This window comes from Porphyrobacter sp. LM 6 (genome assembly GCF_001720465.1).
GTDB lineage: Bacteria > Pseudomonadota > Alphaproteobacteria > Sphingomonadales > Sphingomonadaceae > Erythrobacter.
The window spans coordinates 1,122,670-1,147,173 of the sequence record NZ_CP017113.1 but is presented as its reverse complement, the minus strand read 5'-3'; the positions used below and the strand labels follow the sequence as shown (position 1 = coordinate 1,147,173).

Below are 24,504 nucleotides of genomic sequence, written 5' to 3'. Positions count from 1 at the left end.
TCTTCTGGCGAGGTCAGACAGCGACATTCGATGCAACGACGCGCAAGCCCGAAGGCTGGCGGACTGCGTCGACCGGTTCTGGACACCCAAGAGCTCGCCAGGCACGCACCGGGCGTCGACTGACTCCCGCGCCATGGCAAAGCATCGCGATGAAATCGCTGTCTCTGACTTGCGTCACATAAGGCGCATCCTGCCCGCGCCCGGCCACAGTCACCCCGCTATCGCGCAGCCGCGACCAGGCCTCGTAAAGCCGGCGGGCCGCCTGAACGCTGCCGGCATGATGCAAGCACAGTGCAAGTGCGTGGATCAGCACCGAGGCATCAAGTGTGAAACCAGCTCCGCCGCCGCCAATCGCTTCGGAGGTTATCAGCGGAAGCTCGCGACCGCGTTCGCCACCATGCCAAAGCATTGGCCAGGGTCCTTTCACGCCGCTTGCTTCGGCGAGCATCGTGAAAACGATTCCGCGAAGATCAGGCATCGCGATGATCGCGTCCCAAGGCGACGTCCGCGCACCGAGCGGGCTCAGCGCTTCCTCGATCGTCAATATCTCGATATTCAATCCGTCGCGGGTTAGTCCGCGATTGGCTGACAGTAACTTGCGCGCCAGGGCATTGCGCTGGTGTGCATGAAGAATGATCGCCAGCTTGTCGCGCCCTTCCGCCTTGGCTGTGCGGATCATCGCTTCCAGCACCTGCAAGCGGGGCAGCGGTGCCTCGCCAGCCTGCTCCACAGCGCATACAGCCGGATGCGGCGACATCAGCACCAGATCAATGCCCCCTCGTGCCACCGCCTGCCCACGGTCATGCTCGATCAGGTAGCTTGCCATAAAAAGTGCCTGCGGCAGGCCAGGCGCCCCGCCCTGTTGCAATGCAACCGGAGACCAGGCCAGCCATGGCGCGAAGATCGTGAAATAGTCGCTCGAGTTGCGCCCTGCTGGTACCACCCAGTCGGCAACTTTGGGCAGACGGCGCGAGCGCTCGGCAGGGACAAAGTCAACATCGATCCCCAGCCATTCCAGCAACCGGGCAAGTCCCTCGCGCCAATGCTCCGGAGTTGACGGCGCTGGCTGACCCAGCCGGAGGCGCGATGTTACCACCAACAAGTCCGCAACGCGCGACACGGGCTTGCCTTGGTCGGAAGGATCTTCCGAAAACCGGTTCGTCGTCTGATTACCTTGACCCATGCTTCAGGTCCTTTGGTGGGGGATGAGAGGCCCCTCCTCTAACGGCGCATGGATAATCGTAAAAATTCAATCTATCTTCATAAACGTTCTATTTTATCGAATGTCAGGGTTGGCGCTAGCATCACGTTGGCCAGCACCCGCGTCCCGCCTACTGTGCCGCCTTCCAGTCGCGCCGGAGCTTCTTGGCGAGGCTCCACTTGTGGACTTCGGTCGGCCCGTCATAGATCCGGAAGGCACGGATTTCGCGGAACATCGTCTCGACGATGGTCTTGTCGGTCACGCCCGTCCCGCCCATCACCTGCACGCACTTGTCGGCCACGCGCATCAGTGCCTCGGACACGGCGACCTTGGTCATCGAACTTTCGACCGTGCCCAGTGAGCCAGTGTCGAGCACGCCCGCGCACCAGTCGATCATCAACTCGCATTGCTTTAGGTCGATCATGTTTTCGGCGAGCATGAAGCCCACACCTTCGTGGTCGATCAGCTGCTTGCCGAATGCCATGCGGCGGTTGGCGTAATCGACCGCGATTTCCTGCGCGCGGATGCAGCCGCCGAGCCAGCGCATACAGTGCGACAGGCGAGCAGGAGACAGGCGGATCTGGGCATATTTGAACCCCTCGCCCGCATCGCCCAGCATCTGGTCGGCAGGCACGCGCAGATTATCGATGGTGATTTCGGCATGGCTGCCGGGCATCGAGCTATCGATGGTGTTGGGCACGCCGGTGATCTGGATTGCCGGATCGGGCAGGTCGACAAGGAACATGCAGGCCCCGCCGTGGCTGTCCGGGTCTTCGGACTTTGCCATTACGATCCCGACCTTCGCGCCCTCGGCCCCGGTGATGAAGCACTTCTTGCCGTTGATGACCCAGTGGTTGCCGTCCTTGCGGCAGGTGGTGATCATCATCGAAGGATCGGCGCCCGCGCCGTTCAGCTCGGCCGGTTCGGTCATGAAGAAGGCAGAACGGGCGCGGCCTTCCACCAGCGGGGTGAGGAACCGCTCCTTCAGATCGCTGCTGCCCACCTTGCCGATCAGATACATGTTGCCCTCGTCGGGCGCCTGCGTGTTGCAGGCGAGCATACCCAGCGGCGTGAGGCCGGACTTGATGAGGATCACCGCGGTCTCGCGCTGGTTGAAGTGGCTGCCGTCGGGCCGGATATGCGGGGTGAGCACACCTGCCGCGCGCGCCAGTTCGCGCATCTCCATCACCAGTTCGTCGGTCGGCGCGCCGTGGTGGTCGCGGCGCGGGTCCTGTTCGTAGGGAAAGATCGTCTCCCGGACAAAAGCCTCGACCCGTGCGGCCATTTCGAGCGCTTCGGTGCTGATCGTCATGTCAATTCTCTTCCCTTGTGCCAGATGCCTGACTCGCATCCCTCTAAGGAGCCTTAGCGACCCAAATGCACCTGCACGAATTGCTAGAGCAACAAGTCCTTTGCGCCCGCTACAAGCCTTGCGCAAAGTGACCGCCACGCGTTTGGCGGTGACGGAGAGCAGGATGGCAGGGCAGTACAACACGATCACGATCGAGAAGCGCGGGCAGGTCGACTGGCTGACGCTGAACCGCTCCGATGCATTGAATGCGATCACCACCGAAATGGCGGGCGATCTCAACGACTATTTCGGCGCGCTCTATCATGATCGCAACACCCGCATCGTCGTGATGCGCGGCGCGGGGCGCGCGTTCTGCGCGGGGCTCGATATCAAGGACCACGGCACCCGCGATCCCGCCGCTGTGCCCTTCGGCGGGGGCTTCGGCTTTCAGGGCTTTCTTGCCGATGTCTATGTGAAGATGCGCCGCTGCCCGCAGCCGATCATTGCGCTGGTGCACGGTGCGGCGTGCGGCGGGGGCTTCGCCTTCGCGCTCGCCTCGGACATCCGCATCGCGGGGACGAGCGCACGGATGAACGCCGCCTTCATTCGCCTAGGCCTGTCGGCCTGCGACATGGGGGTAAGCTATTTCCTGCCGCGTCTGGTGGGCGGATCGGTCGCCTCGGAACTTATGCTGACGGGGCGCTTCATCGAGGCACCCCGTGCGCTGGCGACAGGCCTCGTCAGCGAAGTGGTGCCCGACGATCAGCTGGAAGCCGCCGCGCAAAGCTACGTCGATGACATGCTCGCCGCCTCGCCGATGGGCCTCAGGATGACCAAGGAAGGCCTCAACATGGCGGTCGATGCGGCCAGCCTCGAAGCGGCCATGGCGATCGAGAATCGCAACCAGCTGATGACCGCAGCCAGCCCCAATTTCGCCGAGGGCATGCGCGCCTTCCTTGAAAAGCGCCGCCCTGACTACATTCCCGACTGAAGGCCAAAAACGACCATGACACACCCCAAGTACCCGCACATCTTCAGCCCGCTGCGCATCGGCAGCAAGGTGGTGAAGAACCGCATCATCATGGGTTCGATGCACACCGGCCTTGAGGATGGCCCCGAACCGGCCAAGCGGCTTGCCGCCTACTTCGTCGAGCGGGTGAAGGGCGGGGTCGGCATGATCATCACCGGCGGCATCTCGCCCCATCCGACCGGCGGCATGGGCGCGAAGCTTACCGGGCCGGACGAAGTGGCGATGCACCGCGAGGTGACCACGGCCGTCCACGCCGCCGATCCGGACGTGAAGATCTGCATGCAGATCCTCCATTCCGGGCCGCTCGCCGGTGTGCCCGATGCGGTCGCCCCTTCGGCGGTCAAATCGCGGATCGGCCGCTACGCGCCGGTCGAACTCGACGAGGCAGGGATCGAGGAGCAGATCGACGCCTTCGCCCGCTGCGCCGCGCTGGCGCAGGAGGCGGGCTATGACGGGGTCGAGATCATCGGTTCTGCCGGCTATCTGATCTCCACCTTCCTCGTCGAAAAGACCAACCTGCGCACCGATCAATGGGGCGGCTCGTGGGAAAACCGGATGCGCTTTCCGCTTGAGGTCGTGCGGCGGACACGCGCGGCGGTGGGGCCGGATTTCGTCCTCATCTTCCGCATATCCGCGATGGACATGCTCGAAGGCGGGCTCGCCTGGGACGAAGTGGCGAGCCTCGCCCGCGCATTGGAAGCCGAAGGGGTCGATGTGATCTCCACCCACTTCTGCTGGCACGAAAGCTTTGTGCCGACGATCGCGACGATGGTGCCGCGCGCCGCCTTCGCGCAGGTAACGGGCAGGCTGCGCAAGGAAGTCTCGGTCCCGGTCATCACCAGCAACCGCATCAACATGCCCGATGTCGCCGAGGCGGTGCTGGCGCGGGGCGATGCCGATCTCGTCTCGATGGCACGCCCGATGTTGGCCGATGCCGATCTGGTGAAAAAGGCCGCCGAGGGGCGCGAGGACGAGATCAACACCTGCATCGGCTGCAACCAGGCATGTCTCGATCACACCTTCACCGGGCGCGAGACATCATGCCTCGTCAACGCCCGCGCCTGCCGCGAAACCGAGCTGACGCTGGCCGCCACGCAGGCGCCCAAGCGCATCGCGGTGGTCGGTGCCGGCCCGGCCGGCCTCGCCTATGCGACGCTCGCCGCCGAGCGCGGGCATCACGTCACCCTGTTCGACGCCGCTGACGAAATCGGGGGTCAGTTCAACCTCGCCAAGCGCATCCCCGGCAAGGAGGAATTCTACGAGACCCTGCGTTATTTCGGGCGAATGATCGAGAAGCACGGCGTGGATCTCAAGCTTTCGACCCGCGTTTCCGCCGACGATCTGCTGGCGGGGGGCTATGACGAGATCATCATCGCCACCGGCATCGAGCCGCGCACGCCCGCGATCCCCGGCATCGATCACCCCAAGGTGGTGCGCTATATCGACGTAATCCGCGGCACTGCCAGTGTCGGCCAGCGGGTCGCGATTATGGGCGCGGGCGGGATCGGCTTCGATGTCGCCGAACTCATCACCCACGATGGCCCCTCGGGTGCGCTCGATGTCGAGGTGTTCGCCAAGGAATGGGGGATCGATTTCAAGAACCATCCGCGCGGCGGCGTGACCGGCGTAACGCCCGAAGTGCAATCGAGCGGGCGCGAGGTGTGGCTGCTCCAGCGCAAGACCAGCGCGGTCGGCAAGGGGCTGGGCCGCACAACCGGCTGGACCCACCGCCTGACGCTCCAGCGGCGCGGAGTGAAGATGGTGGCCGGGGTCGAATACGACCGGATCGACGATGCCGGGCTGCACATCAGGATCGAAGGTGAGCCGCAATTGCTCGCAGTCGATACGATCATCGTCTGTGCCGGCCAGCTTCCCGCACGCGCACTGCATGACGAACTGGTAGCCAAGGGCGCGCAGCCGGTGCTGATCGGCGGCGCTTACGAGGCGGCCGAACTTGATGCCAAGCAGGCGATCAAGCAGGCAACCGAGCTGGCTCTGGTCGCCTGAGCCACAAGGAGCGGGTCAGCTTTCCTGCTTGAGCTTTGGCGCTTCTTGCCCGAACATCGTCGCGGCCAATGCGCCGGGGGCAAAAGGGCGAGCAAAGGGGAAATGATGAGAACGACGCGACGCGTGCGCCTGGGTGCGCTCCTGCTGGCTCTGTCCTTGCCTTGCACGCCGCTCGCCGCGCAGTCCGGCCCGCAGGAGATTGCCGCACCCGCCGGGGAGACCGGGCTGGTTCCGGTTCGCACCGATGCCGCGAAGGGTCGCATTCTCGTTACCCTACCCCGCCCGGCCGACGACGGGGTGGCGCTGCGGGTGCTTTACACCACCGCGCTGCGGACCGGGCTCGGCTCGGCCCCGCTGGTGCTTGATCGCGGCAAGACCGGCAACACCCAGCTTCTCGCCTTCCGCCGGATCGGCGGCAAGATCGCGGTGCAGTTCGAAAACCCGCGCTTTCGCAACGCCAGCGGCGGTGCCGACCGGCAGAAAGCCGTGGCGAGCGATTTCGGCATTTCGACCGTGTGGCTGACCGACATTGCCGAGACCCTGCCCGACGGACGCATCGTGCTCGACATCGCGCCGTTCCTGGCGATGGACACGCTCGGGATCGCGCCGTCCTTGAACCTCGAACTGGATTCGCTCGGCGTCGGCACGTCGGCCTCGCTCGGCGGCAAGGGCTTCCGGCTGGAGGACAAGCTCAGTCTTGCCGATCCTGCCTCGGTCAAGCTGTTCCCCGATAATCTCGAGATCGATGCAGTGCAGACCTATGTTTCGGATAGTCCCGGGGCCGAAGTCGAGAACATCGTGCCCGATCCGAAGAAGGTGACGCTCAGCGTCCACCACAGCTTCGTGCGCCTGCCCGCGCCGGGCTTCAAGCCGCTGCCGTTCGATACGCGCCTTGGCGGGTTCGCGACGCAGGTGGTGGATTTCGGCGCTCCGCTGGGCGCAGCGGTGGTCACCGATCTCGCCAACCGCTTCCGGCTCGAGAAGGTCGATCCGGCTGCGCCGCGCTCGCGGGTGAAGAAGCCGATCGTCTACTATCTCGATCGCAATACGCCCGAACAGATCCGCCCGGCCCTGCTCGAAGGGATCGGCTGGTGGTCGCAAGCCTTCGATGCCGCCGGCTTCATCAATGCCTTCAAGGTCGAGCTGCTGCCCGAAGGCGCCGATCCGCTCGATGTGCGCTACAACATGGTCAACTGGGTAGACCGGGCAACGCGCGGCTGGGCCTATGGCCAGCAGATCGTCGACCCGCGCACCGGCGAGATCGTCAAGGGCATGGTGGTGCTGGGATCGCTGCGCGCCCGGCAGGACATCCAGATTTTCCAGGCGCTGGTTGGCGCGGGCGAACTCAATAGCGGCGGGCCGAACGACCCCGTTCGCGTGGCGCTCGACCGACTCGCCCAGCTGGGCGCACACGAGGTCGGCCACACGCTCGGCTTCGCGCACAACTTTGCCGCCAGCACGCAGGACCGCGCCTCGGTGATGGACTACCCGCCGCCGCGTATCGGCCTTGTCGATGGCAAGCCCGACCTGTCAGACGCCTATGCCAAGGGCATCGGCAGCTGGGACACGGCAACCGTGCGCTGGCTCTATGGCGAGGCGGGCGCGGCCGAAGTTGCCGCCTCCGCCGCCGCATTCCGTTTCGTGCAGGACGATAACGCCCGCGCGCCCGATACCGCCTATGTCTTTGGCGGGTTGTGGGATGATGGTGCCGATCCCACCGGCGAACTGAACCGGTTGATGGAGGTGCGCGCGGCTGCGCTTTCCCGCTTCGGGCTTGGCGCATTGAGCCCGGGCGAACCGGTCGCCAACCTGCGCCGCCGCTTTGTGCCGCTGTGGCTGCTCCACCGCTACCAGCTGGTCGCCGCTGCCAAGCAGGTCGGCGGAGTGGACTTCACCTATGCCGTCAACGGCAGCGGGCGCGAGGCGGCCCAGCCGGTCGCCCCGGCGCAGCAACGCGCGGCGCTCGATGCGATCCTCGCGACGATCAAGCCCGAAGCGCTGCGCGTGCCGCCTGCGCTGCTGCCGCTGCTTTCCGCCGCGCAGAACGGCACCTATGATCGCCAATACGAGACCGAGATCTTCGCCACCGCCGGCGGCCCGGTGTTCGATCCGTTGGTCGCCGCCGATGCCGCCGCGCAGCTGACCGTGCAGACCCTGCTCGCCCAGCGCCGCCTTGCGCGGATGGTGGCGCAGCAACAGGCCGATCCGGCAATGCCGGGCGTGGGCGAGATGCTCGACCGGCTGACCGGCACGGTGCTGGCCTCGACCACCGACGATCTGGGCCGCCGTATTGCCTACCGCACGCTCGCAACGATGGCGCAGGTTGCGCGGCGGGGCGACACCACGCCCGAAGTTGCTGCCGCGATCGACCAGTCATTGACCGACATCGGCACCAGCCTCGCCAAGCGCAAGGGCAGCGCGGCGGAACGCGCCTGGGCGCTCAGCCTATCGCGCCGGCTGCTCGATGCAGCGGAGCGCGAAAAGCTCGCCGCCAGCCTGCCGCGCATGGTGAACGTGCCGCCGGGCGATCCGATCGGCGAGGATGACTGGATGGACCTCTCCAGCCTCCTGACAATCGGCGAATGATGATCTGACCGGGAAGGAATGACGATGACCAAGGCTTTCACCGCGCTGGCGCTCGCCGCAACCCTGCTGGCATCCGGCGGCGCAGCGCATGCCGCAGACCGCGCGCCGCCGACCGCGGATCAGCAAGTCGCCCTCGATATCTACCGCGATATCATCGCCATCCGCACCGCGCGCGGACAGGCCAAGACCCCCGAAATGGTCGCCTATCTGGTCAGCCGCCTCAAGCAGGCGGGCTTTGCCGATGCCGATATCATGGTCAGCGACTATGACAGCGCGGGCGAACGGGTGCAGGGCCTGATCGTGCGCTATGCCGCCGCCAAGCCCGACGGGCGCAAGCCGATCGTGCTACTCGCCCACATGGACGTGGTCGATGCGCTCGAGCAGGACTGGGTGCTCCCGCCTTTCACCCTGACCGAGAAGGACGGATACTTCTTCGGGCGCGGCACGACCGATAACAAATACGGCGTCACCAACCTCACCCAGACCTTCATCCGCCTGAAGAAGGAGGGCTGGAAGCCCACGCGCGATCTCTACCTCGTGTTCTCGGGTGACGAGGAGACAGGGATGATCTCCACCCGCGCGCAGGCCGATTATGTCGCGTCCAAGATCGACCCGGCCTACGTCCTCAATTCGGACGCGGGCGGGATCACGTTGGCATCGGACAACCGGCCGCTCGCGATGGCGGTGCAGGCGGCGGAAAAGACCTTCGCGACCTTCGAGATGACGGTCACCAACCCCGGCGGCCACAGCTCGCGCCCGCGCAGCGACAATGCGATCTACGAACTGTCTGATGCGCTGCAGAAGATCGCGGCCTATCGCTTCCCGGTTCAGGCGACACCGCTGACGCGCTCGTTCCTCGGCGCATTGGGGCAGATCACCCCCGGCGAGGTGGGCGCAGCGATGCGCGCCTTTTCAGCCAATCCGGCGGACGAGGCGGCGATCGCCGTGCTCCGGGCCAATCCCGAAACCGTGGGCACGCTCGGGACGACCTGCGTGGCAACCATGCTGAAGGCCGGTCATGCCGAGAACGCTCTGCCGCAATCGGCCACCGCCACGGTCAATTGCCGGATCTTCCCCGGTGTCGGCGCGGCGGCGACCGAGGCGACGCTGCGCAAGGTCGTGGCCAATGACGCGGTGCAGTTCAAGCTCCTGACCGATGTCACCGAAAGCCCGGAATCGGCGGTGCCTACTGAAGTCATGGCCGCGCTGCGCAAGACCATCGATGCGCGCTACCCCGGCCTGCCGATCCAGCCCTACATGGAATCCGGCGGCACCGACGGGATGCACTACCGCGCCCGCGGCTACCAGACGGTCGCGATTTCGGGCGCAGCCAGCCGTCCCGAGGACATGTACGCCCACGGCCTCAACGAACGGCTATCGGTGGATGCCTTCGATGGCGGGCTCGACCACTGGTACCGGCTGCTCAAGGAACTCGCCCGCTGATTGCGGCGGGGCGGTTCACCTGCGTCCCGGGGCGGGGCATGGGTCGGTGGCGGTGGGAAGGAGACTGGGATCTAACCTTCTCTGCAAACTAACCCATTGATTATTATATAATCTAGCTGAGTTCGAATCCCGCTCAGAGCGGTTGGCAAAAGTTGGATTCGTACAGGTCCTCAACACTGGAGAAAATCAGCCTTCTTGAAATGTCCGGCGTTATACCGTACAAGGGCTGTAAGGAGATTGACCATGTTTGCCTTGGAAACCGTTACCCCGACCCCGGGCAAAATGGAGGCCCGCAAAGAGGTGCGCATGCACCGTGCCGACGAGGAGCGGATCAGGGCCGCAGCTGCCGCCACTGGCCTGCAGGAGGCGGACTTCATTCGTCAGGCCGCTCTTCTCCGTGCGCAAGAGGTTGAGCAGCGCATGTCTCTATCGATTTTGCCGATTGAGGCATTCGAAGCCTTCAAAGCCGCTGTCGATGCACCAGGCAAGAAGGTGCCCGGCCTCGCCCGAGCAGCCAAGGCAACGAAGGACCTTCTAAAGGATGCCGGCTGAAACCGGGGCTGAACTCCCAGCCCTGAGAATCGCCAAATTCGACAAGGCGCTGCATGATCGCAGCGCTTTTTCATGCGGCTTTGCGCCGATCGACAATTTCCTGAAATCATCCCTGTCTGACCAGGTCAAGGACGGCATGGTCACCGCGTGGATCGCAACGGCGGACGAAGATAGCGCGGTACTCGGGTTCTATACGCTTGGTGCCATGGCCGTGAGAGCGGAATTTGGCCCGAAGAAATGGCAGCGAGCGCGGGTTCCAGATGTCCCGGTCATTTACATTCGAGCGGTAGCCGTCCGCGAGGACATGCAGGGCAAAAGCCTTGACACCGCCCTCGTCATTGATGCGATGAAGCGATGCGCCGGCATCGCCGACCAGATGGGCGCAGCCGCCATCGTGCTGGATGTGCTAGATGGCGACCACTTCGATCGGCGATGGAAATTCTACGCTGATCTCGGCTTCTTGCCGCTGGGTGATCCAGAGAATCCCCGCCGGGTGTTCATTCCAATAGCTAATGTCAGGGCCACACTGGCATAAGGTCGTGGCAAGCCGAAGCTGTGAGCCATCAGGATTTATACCTGCTCCAAGCTCACACGCGCGTTGATCTTCTGTGCGGCGGGTGCAGATGCAAACCAACCACGCGCGTTCTGGAGAGCATCCCTTACCTTTCCAGGCTGCGCTTCCAGAGCGGGCAGCATTTCAGATGCGCGGAACAAGCCACCAAGCGACGGTGGTGGCATATCCCGTTTCTGAAGCGCTTGGCGTGAAACCTGAAGCCGAGCAGCAACATCGGCAAGGCTCACGAGATCAGGCTTCACTTCACGCAGTTTCGCACCCTCAGGGAAAGCAGACAAAACCTGTTTTACAGTCTCCAAGATGACAGATTCAGCGTCAGCCCCGGAACGCGTGAAACCAAGGCCCACGAGTCCAGCATTGCCTAAACCAACCACTGCATCATCGCATCCCGCATCAAACAGGCTATCCAGGATGATGGCTTCGTCAGGCGCGCCCTTCGGCAGTGAGACAACGATGTCGAATTCGAATTCCATATCATCAGTCATCGTCATTTCCCTTGAACACACAGCCCACGGCCTTGCGGAGCAATTCACGGGCGTGGTTTTGAGGATTGGTCGGCGTACTCCAGATCGACATTCGGCAGAAAACGCCAGATCTGCAATCGCTTTGCATATTCCTCGGACAAAGCACAAAACCCCACGAATGGGCGCTACGGCCTTTGGCCTCCTCTACCATCCAACCCAAAGCCTCGAGTTCTCGAAGGGCATTTTCGATCTCTTTGGATGGATGCTTTCGTCTGGCCATTAGATAGTCCTGCAAAGGTCCGGTTGTCAAGTGACAACCGCAATTGGGGCTGGCAAGGATGCCTTGCTGCTTCTCGTTCCTTATGTCGCTGTGGCTTGCGGCGAATTGCTTGTCGCCAGCATCCGTTCGAAACGCCACATTGAAGAGCACATGTCTTCCAGGCCAAGGGCCGCCTCCCAACCCAGCTCCGCTTTCGCCTTGTCAGGGCTGGCATAGCAGGAGGCGACATCGCCGGGCCGACGATCTGCGATTTGGTAGGGCACGCAGACCCCGTTCACGCGTTCGAAAGCGCGGACCATTTCCAAGACGGAATAGCCTTGGCCTGTTCCCAGGTTCCAGGTCGAGATGGGCTCGTTGTGGCTGGAGATGGCTCCCAGAGCCGCGAGATGACCTGCAGCCAGGTCGGTGACATGGATGTAGTCGCGCACGCCCGTACCATCAGGCGTGTCGTAATCGTCACCGAAAACCGACAGCCTCTCCAAGCGCCCCGACGCGACCCGGCTAATAAACGGCATCAGGTTGTTGGGAATTCCGTTCGGGTCTTCACCGATTAGCCCGCTCTCATGGGCTCCCACCGGATTGAAGTAGCGCAGCACCGCAATGCGCCAGTCAGGATCGGCTGCCGCGATGTCGGTCAGCATTTCCTCGATCATTAGCTTTGTCCGGCCATAGGGATTGGTCGCCGAGGTCGGGTGAATTTCATCGAGCGGTAGGTACTGCGGTTCGCCGTAGACGGTGGCGCTGGAGGAGAACACCAGCGTCCTAACACTACAGGCGATCATTGCCTCAATCAGGCTGAGTGTGCCCCGAACGTTGTTGTCATAGTAGATAAGCGGCCTAGCGACCGCTTCACCCACGGCTTTCAAGCCGGCAAAATGGATCACAGCCTCAATGGCATGGCTCTGCATGGCTTGTTCCAGTGAGGTCCTGTCACGAATGTCGCCAACGATCAGTGGAATGGACTGTCCAGTGATGGTCTCCAGCTGGTCCATGACTTCGGCCCTGCTGTTTGAGAGATTATCAAAGCAGACGACCTCGTGCCCGGTAGCGGCTAGCGCCACGGCAGTGTGGCTGCCGATGTACCCAGCTCCACCGGTCAGAAGAATGCGCATGCCTGTATTTCTCCTAATCCGTTTATGACTGCTCGGCAGGTGCATTGCCGGCAGCCCCGACGATCTTACCCACAAAAGCCATAAGACCCATGGTTACAGCGACTGCGCCGCAGTCGGCCAGCCAGTCGTGCAGGCTGGCATCGCGGTGCAGCATAGGGATTGCCTGGACCGCTTCGATCAACGCGCCCAGGAATGCAAGGCTGACGAAGAGCCTCCAACGCTTTGTGGCTGGATAGGCCGACCGGGCCAGAAGTGTCAGCACCGCAAAGGCAATGATGTGCTGCACCTTGTCGGACGGCTGGCCTGGAATTTGCGGAGGCTGCGGCAAACTCGCCATGATCACCGCAAACAGCACCGCCCCGAAAAACACGAAGCGCATGATGGGGATTCGAAAGCGTTGTTGGCCAGCCATGAGGCCGCCTCTATCAGCCAGCGAGACGTAAATCAGCAGACCTGATGGCCACGCGGGTATTTTTGCCAAGGATGTCGAGAAGAACCCAGATCCGCTGATCGGGTGCGATCTGCTCGACGGTTCCGATGAAGTTGGCAAACGGACCATTGGTCACGCGCACGACATCGCCGCCATGCAGGAATCGTGGCGGGAGCAATTTGCCGGCCGGGTCGCAGCGACGCATCAGGCTTGAAATCAGCCCGAGCGGCACTTGCGCAGGTCTGTCTTCGGCAAAGCTCACCAGCCGACTGACCCCAAGGGTGCTGTTCACCGTTCGCCATCGAACCGCCTCTTGGTCGAAGCTGACAAAGAGATATCCCGGGAACAACGCCTTGCAGGCCTGAACCAGCTTGCGTGCCTTGCGGGCGGTCACTTCCTCAAAGGGCGCGAAGATCTGCATGCCCTGCCGCAGGAGATTGCGCTTCGCGATGGCTTCGGCGTTCGGCTTGAGCTGAACCACAAACCATGGCTGCGTCACGCTCGCTAGGGGTTTTGCAGCGGCAAGAGCAATCTCGTTCATAGATGAACGACGTGCTTGGATTGCCGAAAGAAGTCAACTCAGATCAGGTGCGCATCAAGTAATATCAAACTGAACCCCAGCCATTCCATTGAAAGTAATGGTGAATATCTTGAATTGAGTTGCTAGCGTCGCCGCCCCGAGCAAACACCGCCTGACCCGAAGACATCAGGAGGCGAGTTGCTGGTAATGAACGACATGCAGGGGACATTCCGCGCAGCGCAATACGTTCGCATGTCGACCGAGCACCAGCAGTACTCCACTCTCAACCAGGCCGACACGATCAAGGAATATGCCGAACGGCGGGGCATCGAGATCGTGCGGACCTATGCTGACGATGGCAAAAGCGGCCTGTCCTTTGGCGGCCGGGCATCTCTCCAGCGGCTGATTTCTGACGTCGAGACCGGCAAGGCCGATTTCAACGTCATCTTGGTCTATGATGTCAGCCGCTGGGGCCGCTTCCAGGATGCCGACGAGAGCGCCTATTACGAATACATCTGCAAACGCGCGGGCATTCAGGTCGCCTATTGCGCCGAGCAGTTCGAAAACGACGGCTCGCCTGTTTCGACTATAGTCAAAGGCGTCAAACGCGCCATGGCCGGTGAATACAGCCGCGAACTCTCCGCGAAAGTCTTTGCCGGCCAGTGCCGGCTGATTGAGCTGGGGTTTCGCCAAGGCGGTGCCGCTGGCTTTGGCCTGCGCCGCGTGCTGATCGATGAACGCGGCAACATCAAAAGCGAACTGAAGCGGGGCGAGCACAAATCCCTGCAAACCGATCGCGTCATCCTGATGCCGGGTCCCGAAGAAGAGGTGGCCCAAGTCCACGAGATGTACCGCTGGCTGATCGAGGAGGATCTGACGTTTGCCGAAATCGCCGAGCGGCTGAACCTCGCAGGCGTGATGTCCGACTTGGAGCGGCCTTGGTCGCCCTCAGCCGTGCGGACGGTACTGACCAACGAGAAGTACATCGGCAACAACGTTTTCAATCGTAGCTCCTTCAAACTCAAAAAGACCCATGTCGACAATCCGCCCGACATGTGGATCCGCAAGGAGGGCGCCTTCGACGGGATCGTGCCGATCGAAGTATTCATGACCGCGCAGGAAATCATAACGGCGCGCAGTCAGAGGCTGTCCGATGAAGAGCTGTTGGAGCATCTGCGCCGGCTTTATGCTGAAGCTGGGGAGTTGTCCGGGTTCCTGATCGATCAGGCAGGCGACATGCCGTCGGCAGCCGCCTATCGCAGCCGCTTTGGTTCGCTGGGCCGCGCTTATGAACTGATTGGCTACCGCGCTAATCTCAACCGTGAACAGACGGAACTGAACCGGCGCCTGCGCGCGATGCATCCCGAAATCATCGACCGCACCCAGGCCGCCATTGCCGAAGTTGGCGGCGCAGTCGAGCGCGACAGCAAGACCGACCTTTTACGGATCAATGGTGAACTTGCGGTCAGTCTGGTCCTCGCCCGCTGCCAGACCCTCGATGACGGTCGGCATCGCTGGCGGATCCGCTTCGACCCGGAGCGGCTCGGCGCCGATGTCACTTTGGCGGTGCGCCTCGATCACGCCAATGAGGCCGAACTCGACTACTTCCTGCTGCCTTGGCTCGACCTGCCCCGTCAGGAGATCCGGCTCTGCAATCGCAACAGCATGAATTTCGAATGCTTCCGCTTCACCGACCTCGGCTTCTTTTACGGCATGGCCGAGCGGGCGCCGCTGCTGCGCCGCCGGGAGCGTGCCTAGTAATTTTTACCACCAACCGGAGACAAACCATGAACAAATACCCCTGCCGGCAAAAGGACCCATCATGCTGACCGACACACCCGAAAGCGTCACGCTCGTCCCGATTGACCGGATCGAGGTGCTGAACTCCCGCGACCGCAACATGAAGGTCTTTGAGGAGATCGTCGAAAACATCCGCGTGATCGGGCTCAAAAAGCCGATCACCGTGACCGAACGCAAGGGAGCAGATGGGGCGCCCGCCTTTGTTCTGGTGTGCGGCGAAGGGCGGCTCAATGCCTTCCGTCTGCTGGGCGAGACCCACATCCCGGCGCTGATCGTCAATGTCAGTGACGAAGACGCCTTCATCATGAGCCTGGCGGAAAACATCGCCCGACGCGGGCACCGACCGCTCGAGATCCTGGCTGACATCGAACTGCTGCTGGCCCGCGAGTTCAGCGTCGACGACATCGTGCAAAAGACTGGCCTGTCCCAGAAATATGTCCGGGACATCATCTTCCTGCTCAACAAGGGGGAGGAGCGCCTGATTGCTGCCGTTCAGAATGGCGACATCCCGCTGACGACCGCGCTCGAAATTGCGCGTGCCAAAGACGGCGACGAAGACCTCGGCGACATGCTGCAGGAGGCTTACGAAACCGGGCAGCTCCGCGGTCATCAGGTCACCGAAGCCAAGCGGCTGCTGGAAAAGCGCAAGAGCCAAGCCTTCAAGTCTGCGGGCGCCCGCAGCAAGCTGCCGGCCTCGGCCCACTCCTTGGTCAAGGTCTACCAGAAGGAGGTCGCCCGCCAGCACAAGATGGTCCTCAAAGCAGAGCACGCTCACCAACAACTGCTGCTCGTGGTCCAGGGGCTGAAGGCGCTCTTCGCCGACAGCAACTTCGTCAATCTGCTGCGCGCCGAAGGCCTCGATACTTTGCCTAAATACCTCGCCGAACGCCTTGAATTTGCCTGAGAGAGGAAGTCCCCATGAACACTGCCATCCAGTCCATCTACCCCGGAGCCTACCCCGAGCCTGCGGCCGAGGACGAGCCTGATCTTGCCTTCCCACGCGCGCCGCTCAACCTGACCTTAGGCTTCGACCTGGAAACCTATCAGATCCCGATCGATCAGCTGATGCCAAGCAAGAAAGTGCCCGACGGAGTCATGTCGACTAGGAAGTTCAAGCAGATCGTCTCATCGATCCGCGAGATCGGACTTATCGAACCCCTGTCCGTGATCCAGCCGGATCCCGAGCAAGAGAACTTTCTTCTGCTCGACGGCAATCTGCGCGTTCTGGCCCTGAAAGAGCTGGGCGAGGAGTTCGCGCCGTGCCTGGTGGCCAAGGATTTTGAGACCTACACCTACAACCATCGGATCAATCGGCTTTCCACCGTGCAAGAACATTACATGCTGCGCCGCGCGATCGACAAAGGTGTCAGCAAGGAGCGATTGGCACGCGCCTTCAATGTCAATCTTTCCAGCATCAATCGGCGGGTCAATCTTCTCCAAGGGATCTGCCCCAAGGCGGTCGAGCTTCTGCAGGATCAGCAATTCCCGCCCGATGTGACCCGCATCCTGCGCAAGATGAAGGCCGCCCGACAGATTGAGGCGGTTGAGTTGATGATCGCGTCGAACAGTCTGACGTCAGCTCATGCCGACGCATTGTACAAAGCCACACCGCCCGAGCAGCGCACGGACTACACTCCGCCTGCGCGGGAAAAGCCAGCGGGCGATCCGTTGGAACAGATCGTCAAGCTCGAGCGCGAAATGAGCCAGGTGCAGACCAAGTACAAGGATGCCGAGCAGTCCTATGGCTCTGAGCTCCTCAATCTGGTCGTAGCACGGGGCTTTTTGGCAAAGCTGCTCGATAATGAAGCAATCCAGGAGTTCATTGGCGGAGCACAGCCTGAGATCCTGGCGCATTTTCTGATGATCGTGAACGCTGCAACTATTGAGGAGGAGATCGCTTCGCAATCTGGAGATGACCTGCTCGACGCAGCCGAGTAGGGAATCGGCTCGCTGAGATTTTATCCAGGGGGCGCCTGAAAACCCTTTTCGAATCTGACGGGATCGCCTAGGCGTTCAGGAATGAACGAGAGGCTTCAGCTTGCTCGTAGACCGCAGCAGTCACGGAAGGTGCAGAGTCACCTGCCGTGCGGTAGCTTTGGTCCGAGCTTTATCGGTCGATCCCATGGTCAGTGACAAAATCGCTCAGCAGCGCGACGACGTGCATTTCAGGGTCCTGCGCCTTCTCGAAGCGCGGCCCGATGCATCGCAGCGTGAAATCGCCGAGGAACTTGGGGTGAGCCTGGGAGCCATCAATTTCTGCGTCAAGGCGCTGATCGACAAGGGTCACATCAAGCTCGCCAACTTCAAGGCATCGAAGAACAAGCTTGGTTATGTCTATGTCCTGACCCCGGAAGGCATTGGTCATCGCGCCCAGCTTGCCGCCGGGTTCATCAAGCGCAAGATGGCCGAGTTCGAGGCGATCCAGGCTGAGCTCGAACAACTCCGCGGCGAATTTGACGAAGACCAGGCGGGCTTGGCGCGCGAGTGAGCGGAACAGGTTGTCCGGGTGTTTGGGCTCGAGAACTATCGTTGGCCTGCGTTACCGGCAGTTTGACAGCTTCGCGCCGCAGATAAGCGCCGCACCGGACCGTCCCGACAATTCATTACTCTCAGAAAACTGAAGAGATAGATGCCCCCTACCGAAACCACTCAAAAATCCCCACGGCGGGTGCTGATCACCGGCACAGCAGGGTTCATCGGCTTTCATCTCGCACAATTGCTGCTCGCCGAGGGCTTCCAGGTCCACGGCTACGACGGGATGACCGACTACTACGACGTCAACCTCAAGCGCCGCCGTCACCAGATGCTGCTGCTGCATCCGGGGTTCCAGGCAACCGAAGGCATGCTCGAGGACGAAGAAAAGCTCTGGAGCGTTGCCGCGCGCTTCCAGCCCGAAGTCATCGTCCATTTGGCGGCCCAGGCCGGGGTGCGGTACAGTCTCGAGAACCCCCGCGCCTATCTCGACAGCAACGTCATTGGCACGCTCAACGTGATGGAGGCCGCACGCAAGCTTGGCGTCGGGCACCTGCTGATGGCCTCCACGTCCTCGGTTTACGGCGCCAACGAGGACATGCCCTTCACCGAGGTGGAGAAGGCCAACACCCAGCTCACCATCTATGCTGCGACCAAGAAGGCCAACGAGAGCATGGGGCACAGCTATGCCCATCTCTGGGATCTGCCCACAACGATGTTCCGGTTCTTCACGGTCTATGGTCCGTGGGGACGGCCCGATCTCGCGCTGTTCAAGTTCGTCGATGCCATTCTCGATGGTCGGCCGATCGATATCTACAATCACGGCGAGATGTACCGCGACTTCACTTACGTCGCCGATCTCGTCCGAGCCATCCGCCTATTGATTGATGCGCCGCCAGTAAGGCCGACCAGCAGGGACGAGATCGAGGAAGGCGACAGCCTTTCGCCTGTCGCGCCGTTCCGGGTCGTGAATATTGGCAACAGCGACAAGGTCCGCCTACTCGATTTCATTGATGCGATTGAAGACGAACTCGGGATCAAGGCGGTCCGCAATTACATGCCGATGCAACCCGGCGATGTGCCCGCAACCTGGGCCGACGCCTCTCTCCTGCAGCGACTGACCGGTTACCGGCCACAGACGGATTTTAGGGACGGAATTGCCCAGTTCGTGGCGTGGTTCCGCGACTATCACCAGAAATAGGATCGAACGTGAGCGACACTTCTGAATGGCTGGATGATGCGCGTATTGCAGTCATTGGCCTAGGCTATGTCGGGCTGCCGCTGGCTGTCGAGTTCGGCAAGAAATTCCCGGTGATCGGCTTCGACATCAAGCAGAATCGCATTGATGAACTGCGCGAGGGCCGCGACGCAACCCTTGAAGTTGATCCTGAGGAATTTGCGTTGGCGAAAAAGCTTACATTCACTTGTGATATCGCTGACTTACAGCACTGCAATGTATTCATTATCACGGTTCCAACGCCAATTGATCAGTATAAGCGGCCAGACCTGACCCCGCTCGTCAGGGCATCCGAAACCGTCGGGCGTGCCCTCAAGATTGGCGACGTCGTAATTTACGAAAGCACCGTCTATCCTGGAGCCACCGAGGAAGATTGTGTCCCGGTTTTGGAGATGATGTCTGGGCTGAAGTTCAACCAGGATTTCTTCTGCGGTTATAGCCCTGAGCGTATCAACCCCGGAGACAAGGATCATCGCTTGGCTACGATCCGCAAGGTAACCTCAGGCTCTACGCCTGAAATTGCGGCCAAGATCGACGCGCTGTACGCCAGCATTGTAACTGCTGGGACCTATCAAGCTGAAAGCATACGGGTGGCTGAGGCGGCGAAGGTAATCGAGAACACGCAGCGTGACCTAAACATTGCGCTTATCAACGAATTGGCAATCATCTTCAATCGAATGGGTATCGACACCGAAGCAGTCTTGGAGGCAGCCGGCACAAAGTGGAATTTTCTGCCCTTCCGGCCCGGCCTAGTTGGTGGCCACTGCATTGGTGTCGATCCCTACTATCTGACCCATAAGGCTGAAGCGATTGGCTATCACCCGCAGGTGATCCTTGCTGGGCGAAGGATTAACGATGGCATGGGGGCTTACGTTGCCAGTCAACTGGTCAAGGCGATGATTGCTCGGCGCATCCAGGTTAATGGCGCGCGCGTGTTGGTTTTGGGACTGGCATTCAAAGAGAATTGTCCTGACTTGAGAAATACGCGCGTGGTCGACGTGATCTCAGAACTAGAGGGATTTGGCTGCCGCGTCGACGTACACGACCCTTGGATCGATCAGGCGGAGGCTCGTGCTGAGTATGGGCTTGAGTTAGTGCAAGCGCCCGAAATCGGTGCATACGATGGCATCGTATTGGCTGTAGCGCATAAGATGTTCAAGGAGATGGGGTTCGAAGAAATTAAACGATACGCTCTAGATACACACGTTTTCTATGATCTTAAATCGCTCTTCGGCGCCCATGAGGCGGACCTAAGGCTGTAGAAACTTAATGATGCTCAGCTTTTATAATTACATAGATTGAGCGTTTTTATCATGTACTCCAGAAAATCTCTTTTCCTGAATGGGGCTGGAATTCTCGTAAGTCGCGTAGCAGCAATGCTAATTACGTTTCTTGCGACACCTATTATCATTTCTGAACTGGGCATTGGTGGTTACGGTGCTTGGGAGTTCATACTTTCGCTCGCTGTAATCTGCAGCATCTTGCAGACCAGCGTTGCGGCGAGCCTGCTATGGATGATTTCCACAGCCTTTGGTGCTGCCGACATCGCAAGTGCGCAGAAATATGTACGCATGGCGACTTTCTTTTCGCTGACAGCGTTCAGTATTGTCACCCCGATTATATGGATTTTCAAAAAACCAATAGCTCAATTGTTTTCCTTATCGCAATATTTGCAAGAAGAAAGTCTTTGGCTGCTGCCTTGTCTTGTCGGACTAACGTTGCTGAGTAGCGTCAATGAAATCATGAATTCGTTTATCTCCGGGTTCCAGCGATCCGGCGTAGCAGCGCTCGCGCAGGCGGCCTCCGTAATAATTGGCAATACTTTCATGGTAGCGCTGGTGATTGCTGGCTTTGCTCACATCGGTCTATTGATCGGCTCCGCCTTGACGATGATGATTGCCTTTTGTGTACTCTTTTTAGTCTCTCGTCGAATTGCACCAAGCTTCACTGTTAGACCACTACTGCCTAGCCGTCGCGTGATACGCAAATGCGCTCCATTTACTGCGTTTACGATCGTCGGCGTGCTCGCATCGATGTCCCGCGAGCAGGCCGACAAGCTTTTCATCGCTGCAACGGCCTCGTCCGCTTGGGTCGGCTATTATGGCATTGCATCGCGACTAGCTAACCTAGTGATGGTCGTCTGCACGTTTCTGTATGTACCGACCCTGGCAGCCGTCGGCGGTTTGAGTAGCAACCCGGATTCGAGTAAACTCAATCGTGTCTATGGCGATGTCTGCACTATGACGATCGCCTCCGTCGGCCTGGCAGTTGTAATTCTTGGGAGCCTTTCCGATCGCCTGACGATGTTGTGGATCGGGCGCTCCATTCCCGAGGTTGAGAGCATCTTGTACGTGATGTTAGGTGGCATTGCTCTTGCCGCCATGCTGACCGCGGGGGGGACTGCAATTTGCAAGGGCCTGGGCATTCTGCACATTGAGTTGAGATACATTGTCTTATCTCTAGCCCTAAACGCAGCGATCAAGATCCTGCTAATCCCGATGTTCGGCGCGATTGGTAGCGTCATCGCTTCTTTTGCAAGCTGGGGCCTCGCCAGCGTCGCTTTCATGTTCATGTTTCATCGCGCAACTGGCATTGCAACCGGACCCAGTTTTCGCATCGCTGGGGCCATTGCAATCGCCCTCATCTGTATCGCTTTGGCGCGCTACATAAGTGGAATGGTGCCACTTGGCACTAACAGGTTTGACCAGGTTGTACCGATTGCGATCATCGCGACCGGCGTCACTGGCTTCTATGTCGCTCTTGCGATGGTAACCGGCGTGATTCCGCGCGAGACGGTGCGCAGCTTGCTCGGCAAGTACAAAGTGATGACTGCCAGAAAATGAGCGAGTTTGGAAGGCTGTGCGGACCAGTGCATTGGCGCGTATTGACGATCAAGGGTGCATGAGAATGCATTTTTCAGTCAGGAAATGCTTCTCGTGATCCCAAACTTGGACAATCGGTCACCAAGATCATCGAAAGTTGGCCTCGTTTATTGGGCGCCAATGATTGTACTGCAGGGTTATCTGGCGCTTACGGTATTTATCTACGCATTCGGTCCTTGGCCATGGCCAACAAAGCGGCCAGAGATTCTATATTTATTCCTCATTGTTGTGCAAATCGCACTCCTCATCGGTTACGGGATCGGACTCAAGGCGGCTCCCCGTGCTTATGACGGGAGATGGCGGGTCAAGACACTAATAAAGATATCGTTATTTCTTAACCTGATATGGATTTTACCAAACTTCGCGTCGCGGTCAGGGCAAACTGCTGTGAGCTGGGCCTCGCTAATCCAACAAGTTGTTATGGGTTTGAGTGATCCCGGACAGAGTTATCGGGATAGAATCGAAGCTGCAGCCAATTTGCAGGATACTTCTGCGCTAGGTTACCTGACGCAGGTTGTTAGCCCGCTGCTATGGCTTATGACTCCGCTGTGCGTGTATTTCTGGAGTTCCATACCCAGATCAACCAAGATCCTGTTTGTCGCCGTAGTTAGTGTAGATCTGATCACCTGGGTCGCTTTGGGTACCAACAAGGGCGTTTTTGATTTCGCATTGATGCTGCCGTGCCTCATCTTGGCGGCTAGGCCTCATTTGATAGCGAGGATGAGTGGAGTCACCGTGATCAAGGGCGCTCTAGCTGTCGCCTTGATTGGCGGCTTGCTCTTCGCTCAATTCTCGACGAGCCTGAAGGGCCGCGCAGGCGGTGAGGTGAGCGCGTTCGATTATTCAGCGGGAATAGCGCTCGATTTCGACAACTGGCTAATTGCGCCGCTGCCAAGCGGCATTCAGGCGTCTGCCGGTGCGCTGATGTCATACACTTCACAGGGCTACTATCCGCTGTCACTGGCGCTCAATGAGCCCTTTGTCTTTAGTAAGGGTGTCGGCAATTCTTATTACTATACGGGGATCGTTCAGAGCTTCACTGGTCCAGATACGATCTCGGACTTAACCTATCCTGCTCGGATCGAGTATCTTGGCTGGAGTAGATGGACCAAATGGCACACAATCTACACGTGGATCGCATCGGATTTATCTTTTATCGGCGTGCCCTTTTTTGTTTTTGCAATTGGATTTCTACTTGCGCGAACATGGCGAGACTCCTTGGTTTGTGCCAACCCCTTTGCTATCGCCTTGTTGCCACTATTGGTTCTGATGGTCTTCTATTTTCCCGCCAACAACCAGGTTCTCGGTTTCAGCAGGACAGCAAACGCGTTTTTTGCCTTGCTCTTCCTGTGGCTCTTCACACGCCGTCGAGTGCGACAGTGACTGGTCATTCAGCAGGTAAATTCGGATTCACGGCCTGATCGAATGAACATTCTAGTTGTTGCGTTTGATCTGGGCGTCACCTCGTCCGGAATAGTTACAGACCGGGTCTGTGCTCAGCTTAGCAGCAACGGTCATTTGGTGCGGGTCATCACGAGCGAGTGCACGAACGCGGTTCGGTCCTTCGACGTTTGTGTCATATCGCCCCATCCACTCAAGCCAGCGCGTTTGTATTCTGTAATGGGCAATGCAGTCGGACGTGATCTTAACTACTTGTTCTGGGAGAACCGGGCGGTCCGGTCCGGCATAGCGATGATCGATGCAATCCGGCCAGACGTGATCTACGCGCGTGGCTCGCCAGGGTGTGCGTTGCCGGTGGGCCACAAGTTATCTGTGGCCAGTGGAGTGCCACTGGCCATCCACTTCGCTGACCCGATACCTGCAACCCCCGACTGGCAAAAATCGGTGCTGGCCCGGCGCCGGCACTTAAGGACTATCTTGCCAGCCCAGAGGCACGCGTCGCTCGTTACAATCGTCAATGAACGGATGCTGGACTATCAACAGGAGACGACTGGCGAGGCGTTGCTGGACAAGTCGTTGATCCTGCCCAATCCCGTACCGGCACCAATGTCGATCGGCCAGATACCGCACGACAGATTTGTATTCAGCTTCCTAGGATCTTTTTTCGGCAGCAGGCGGCCAGACAGCCTATTGACCGCCTTCGCGAGTCTCGCCGCGCGTAACCCCCTTGTGGATCTGCACATCTATGGGGCCTGGCCGAGTAACCTGCCCAAAATCCTGATGACCGACCCTCTGCTTAACGGGCGTGTTGTACTCAAGGGATGGACCCGTGATGTGGCTGCAGCGATTGGCAACTCCTCCTGTTTGGTAGATGTCGATGCGGACAGCGAGCACGCAGTTTATACGTCCAATAAACTCATGGATTATCTTTCAGTTGACCGGCCAATCCTGCTCATCTCTCCGCCGGGCAGCGCCTCCCGGGATTTGATAGCTGGCCTCTCAAGAACCTGCTTCAACGCCGTTCACAATAGGGAAGCAATCGAGGCGGCTATGGAGGCGGTGATTGCAAAGTGCTGGACGGGCGCGGACTTTGTCGAGCGACACGCCCTTCGTCGCACTTTGTCACTCGAAGTGACCACGGCGCTGCTGGAAACACGATTGGCGGCACTCGCCGGTGTGCCCCCGGCGCTTGGCCGGCGCGACAACTAGAGGAAAGCGCATC

Annotated in this window: 21 protein-coding genes; 15 read left to right on the top strand and 6 right to left on the bottom strand. The window is 60.1% G+C overall.

The window, feature by feature from the left end:
• Nucleotides 1–13: 13 nt before the first annotated feature.
• Together BG023_RS05540 and BG023_RS05535 are read right to left on the bottom strand one after the other, a co-directional pair.
• Nucleotides 14–1,183 (bottom strand): hypothetical protein, encoded by a 1,170-nt coding sequence (locus BG023_RS05540; RefSeq protein WP_150122801.1) that lies wholly within the window; start codon nucleotides 1,181–1,183, stop codon nucleotides 14–16.
• 148 nt (nucleotides 1,184–1,331) lie between these two features.
• Nucleotides 1,332–2,513, bottom strand: a complete 1,182-nt coding sequence (locus BG023_RS05535; RefSeq protein WP_069309567.1) for an acyl-CoA dehydrogenase family protein — start codon at nucleotides 2,511–2,513, stop codon at nucleotides 1,332–1,334.
• 163 nt (nucleotides 2,514–2,676) lie between these two features.
• Between BG023_RS05535 and BG023_RS05530 the strand changes: the two genes are divergently transcribed.
• From BG023_RS05530 to BG023_RS05505, 6 genes are all read left to right on the top strand, one after another.
• Nucleotides 2,677–3,483: an enoyl-CoA hydratase/isomerase family protein gene (locus tag BG023_RS05530; RefSeq protein ID WP_069309566.1), complete on the top strand. Its 807-nt coding sequence runs from the start codon at nucleotides 2,677–2,679 to the stop codon at nucleotides 3,481–3,483.
• A gap of 15 nt (nucleotides 3,484–3,498) precedes the next feature.
• Nucleotides 3,499–5,529, top strand: coding sequence for an NADPH-dependent 2,4-dienoyl-CoA reductase (locus BG023_RS05525; RefSeq protein ID WP_069309565.1), 2,031 nt, complete (start codon nucleotides 3,499–3,501; stop codon nucleotides 5,527–5,529).
• A gap of 105 nt (nucleotides 5,530–5,634) precedes the next feature.
• Complete coding sequence (locus BG023_RS05520; protein WP_150122922.1) at nucleotides 5,635–8,115, top strand: zinc-dependent metalloprotease; 2,481 nt, start codon at nucleotides 5,635–5,637, stop codon at nucleotides 8,113–8,115.
• Nucleotides 8,116–8,139: 24 nt separating this feature from the next.
• Nucleotides 8,140–9,558, top strand: a complete 1,419-nt coding sequence (locus tag BG023_RS05515) for a M20/M25/M40 family metallo-hydrolase (RefSeq protein ID WP_069311156.1) — start codon at nucleotides 8,140–8,142, stop codon at nucleotides 9,556–9,558.
• Between the two features lie 243 nt (nucleotides 9,559–9,801).
• A complete protein-coding gene (locus tag BG023_RS05510; protein ID WP_069309563.1) occupies nucleotides 9,802–10,110 on the top strand; it encodes a type II toxin -antitoxin system TacA 1-like antitoxin in 309 nt (102 codons plus the stop codon).
• The gene (locus tag BG023_RS05505; protein ID WP_069309562.1) at nucleotides 10,100–10,645 is read left to right on the top strand and encodes a GNAT family N-acetyltransferase; all 546 of its coding nucleotides are present in this window, start codon (nucleotides 10,100–10,102) and stop codon (nucleotides 10,643–10,645) included. Before BG023_RS05510 ends, BG023_RS05505 begins: the two co-directional genes overlap by 11 nt.
• A 35-nt stretch (nucleotides 10,646–10,680) precedes the next feature.
• On the opposite strand, the gene BG023_RS05500 is transcribed toward BG023_RS05505, so the two are convergent.
• The 4 genes from BG023_RS05500 to nusG form a co-directional block, all read right to left on the bottom strand.
• Nucleotides 10,681–11,169, bottom strand: coding sequence for a hypothetical protein (locus tag BG023_RS05500; RefSeq protein WP_069311155.1), 489 nt, complete (start codon nucleotides 11,167–11,169; stop codon nucleotides 10,681–10,683).
• 339 nt (nucleotides 11,170–11,508) lie between these two features.
• Nucleotides 11,509–12,540 (bottom strand): UDP-glucose 4-epimerase GalE, encoded by a 1,032-nt coding sequence (gene galE / locus BG023_RS05495; RefSeq protein WP_069309561.1) that lies wholly within the window; start codon nucleotides 12,538–12,540, stop codon nucleotides 11,509–11,511.
• 22 nt (nucleotides 12,541–12,562) lie between these two features.
• The gene (locus BG023_RS05490; protein ID WP_150122921.1) at nucleotides 12,563–12,919 is read right to left on the bottom strand and encodes a hypothetical protein; all 357 of its coding nucleotides are present in this window, start codon (nucleotides 12,917–12,919) and stop codon (nucleotides 12,563–12,565) included.
• A 46-nt stretch (nucleotides 12,920–12,965) separates the two neighbouring features.
• Nucleotides 12,966–13,511 carry a transcription termination/antitermination protein NusG gene (gene nusG / locus BG023_RS05485; protein WP_069309559.1) on the bottom strand — a complete coding sequence of 182 codons (546 nt, stop codon included), beginning with the start codon at nucleotides 13,509–13,511 and terminating at the stop codon, nucleotides 12,966–12,968.
• A 186-nt stretch (nucleotides 13,512–13,697) separates the two neighbouring features.
• Between nusG and BG023_RS05480 the strand changes: the two genes are divergently transcribed.
• The 9 genes from BG023_RS05480 to BG023_RS05440 all read left to right on the top strand — a co-directional run bounded on the left by BG023_RS05480 (nucleotide 13,698) and on the right by BG023_RS05440 (nucleotide 24,491).
• Nucleotides 13,698–15,248 carry a recombinase family protein gene (locus tag BG023_RS05480; RefSeq protein WP_233993084.1) on the top strand — a complete coding sequence of 517 codons (1,551 nt, stop codon included), beginning with the start codon at nucleotides 13,698–13,700 and terminating at the stop codon, nucleotides 15,246–15,248.
• A gap of 64 nt (nucleotides 15,249–15,312) precedes the next feature.
• Entirely contained in the window at nucleotides 15,313–16,194 is an 882-nt protein-coding gene (locus BG023_RS05475; RefSeq protein WP_069309558.1) for a plasmid partitioning protein RepB C-terminal domain-containing protein, read from the top strand.
• A 14-nt stretch (nucleotides 16,195–16,208) separates the two neighbouring features.
• The gene (locus BG023_RS05470) at nucleotides 16,209–17,228 is read left to right on the top strand and encodes a plasmid partitioning protein RepB C-terminal domain-containing protein (protein WP_083234565.1); all 1,020 of its coding nucleotides are present in this window, start codon (nucleotides 16,209–16,211) and stop codon (nucleotides 17,226–17,228) included.
• 100 nt (nucleotides 17,229–17,328) lie between these two features.
• The gene (locus tag BG023_RS05465; protein ID WP_233993083.1) at nucleotides 17,329–17,778 is read left to right on the top strand and encodes a MarR family EPS-associated transcriptional regulator; all 450 of its coding nucleotides are present in this window, start codon (nucleotides 17,329–17,331) and stop codon (nucleotides 17,776–17,778) included.
• A 141-nt stretch (nucleotides 17,779–17,919) separates the two neighbouring features.
• Complete coding sequence (locus BG023_RS05460; protein ID WP_069309556.1) at nucleotides 17,920–18,963, top strand: GDP-mannose 4,6-dehydratase; 1,044 nt, start codon at nucleotides 17,920–17,922, stop codon at nucleotides 18,961–18,963.
• An 8-nt stretch (nucleotides 18,964–18,971) separates the two neighbouring features.
• Nucleotides 18,972–20,261, top strand: coding sequence for a Vi polysaccharide biosynthesis UDP-N-acetylglucosamine C-6 dehydrogenase TviB (tviB, locus tag BG023_RS05455; RefSeq protein WP_233993082.1), 1,290 nt, complete (start codon nucleotides 18,972–18,974; stop codon nucleotides 20,259–20,261).
• A 36-nt stretch (nucleotides 20,262–20,297) separates the two neighbouring features.
• The gene (locus BG023_RS05450; RefSeq protein ID WP_150122800.1) at nucleotides 20,298–21,842 is read left to right on the top strand and encodes a lipopolysaccharide biosynthesis protein; all 1,545 of its coding nucleotides are present in this window, start codon (nucleotides 20,298–20,300) and stop codon (nucleotides 21,840–21,842) included.
• Nucleotides 21,843–22,001: 159 nt separating this feature from the next.
• Nucleotides 22,002–23,264 carry a hypothetical protein gene (locus BG023_RS05445; RefSeq protein WP_069309554.1) on the top strand — a complete coding sequence of 421 codons (1,263 nt, stop codon included), beginning with the start codon at nucleotides 22,002–22,004 and terminating at the stop codon, nucleotides 23,262–23,264.
• 309 nt (nucleotides 23,265–23,573) lie between these two features.
• A complete protein-coding gene (locus BG023_RS05440; protein ID WP_190315820.1) occupies nucleotides 23,574–24,491 on the top strand; it encodes a hypothetical protein in 918 nt (305 codons plus the stop codon).
• Nucleotides 24,492–24,504: the final 13 nt, after the last annotated feature.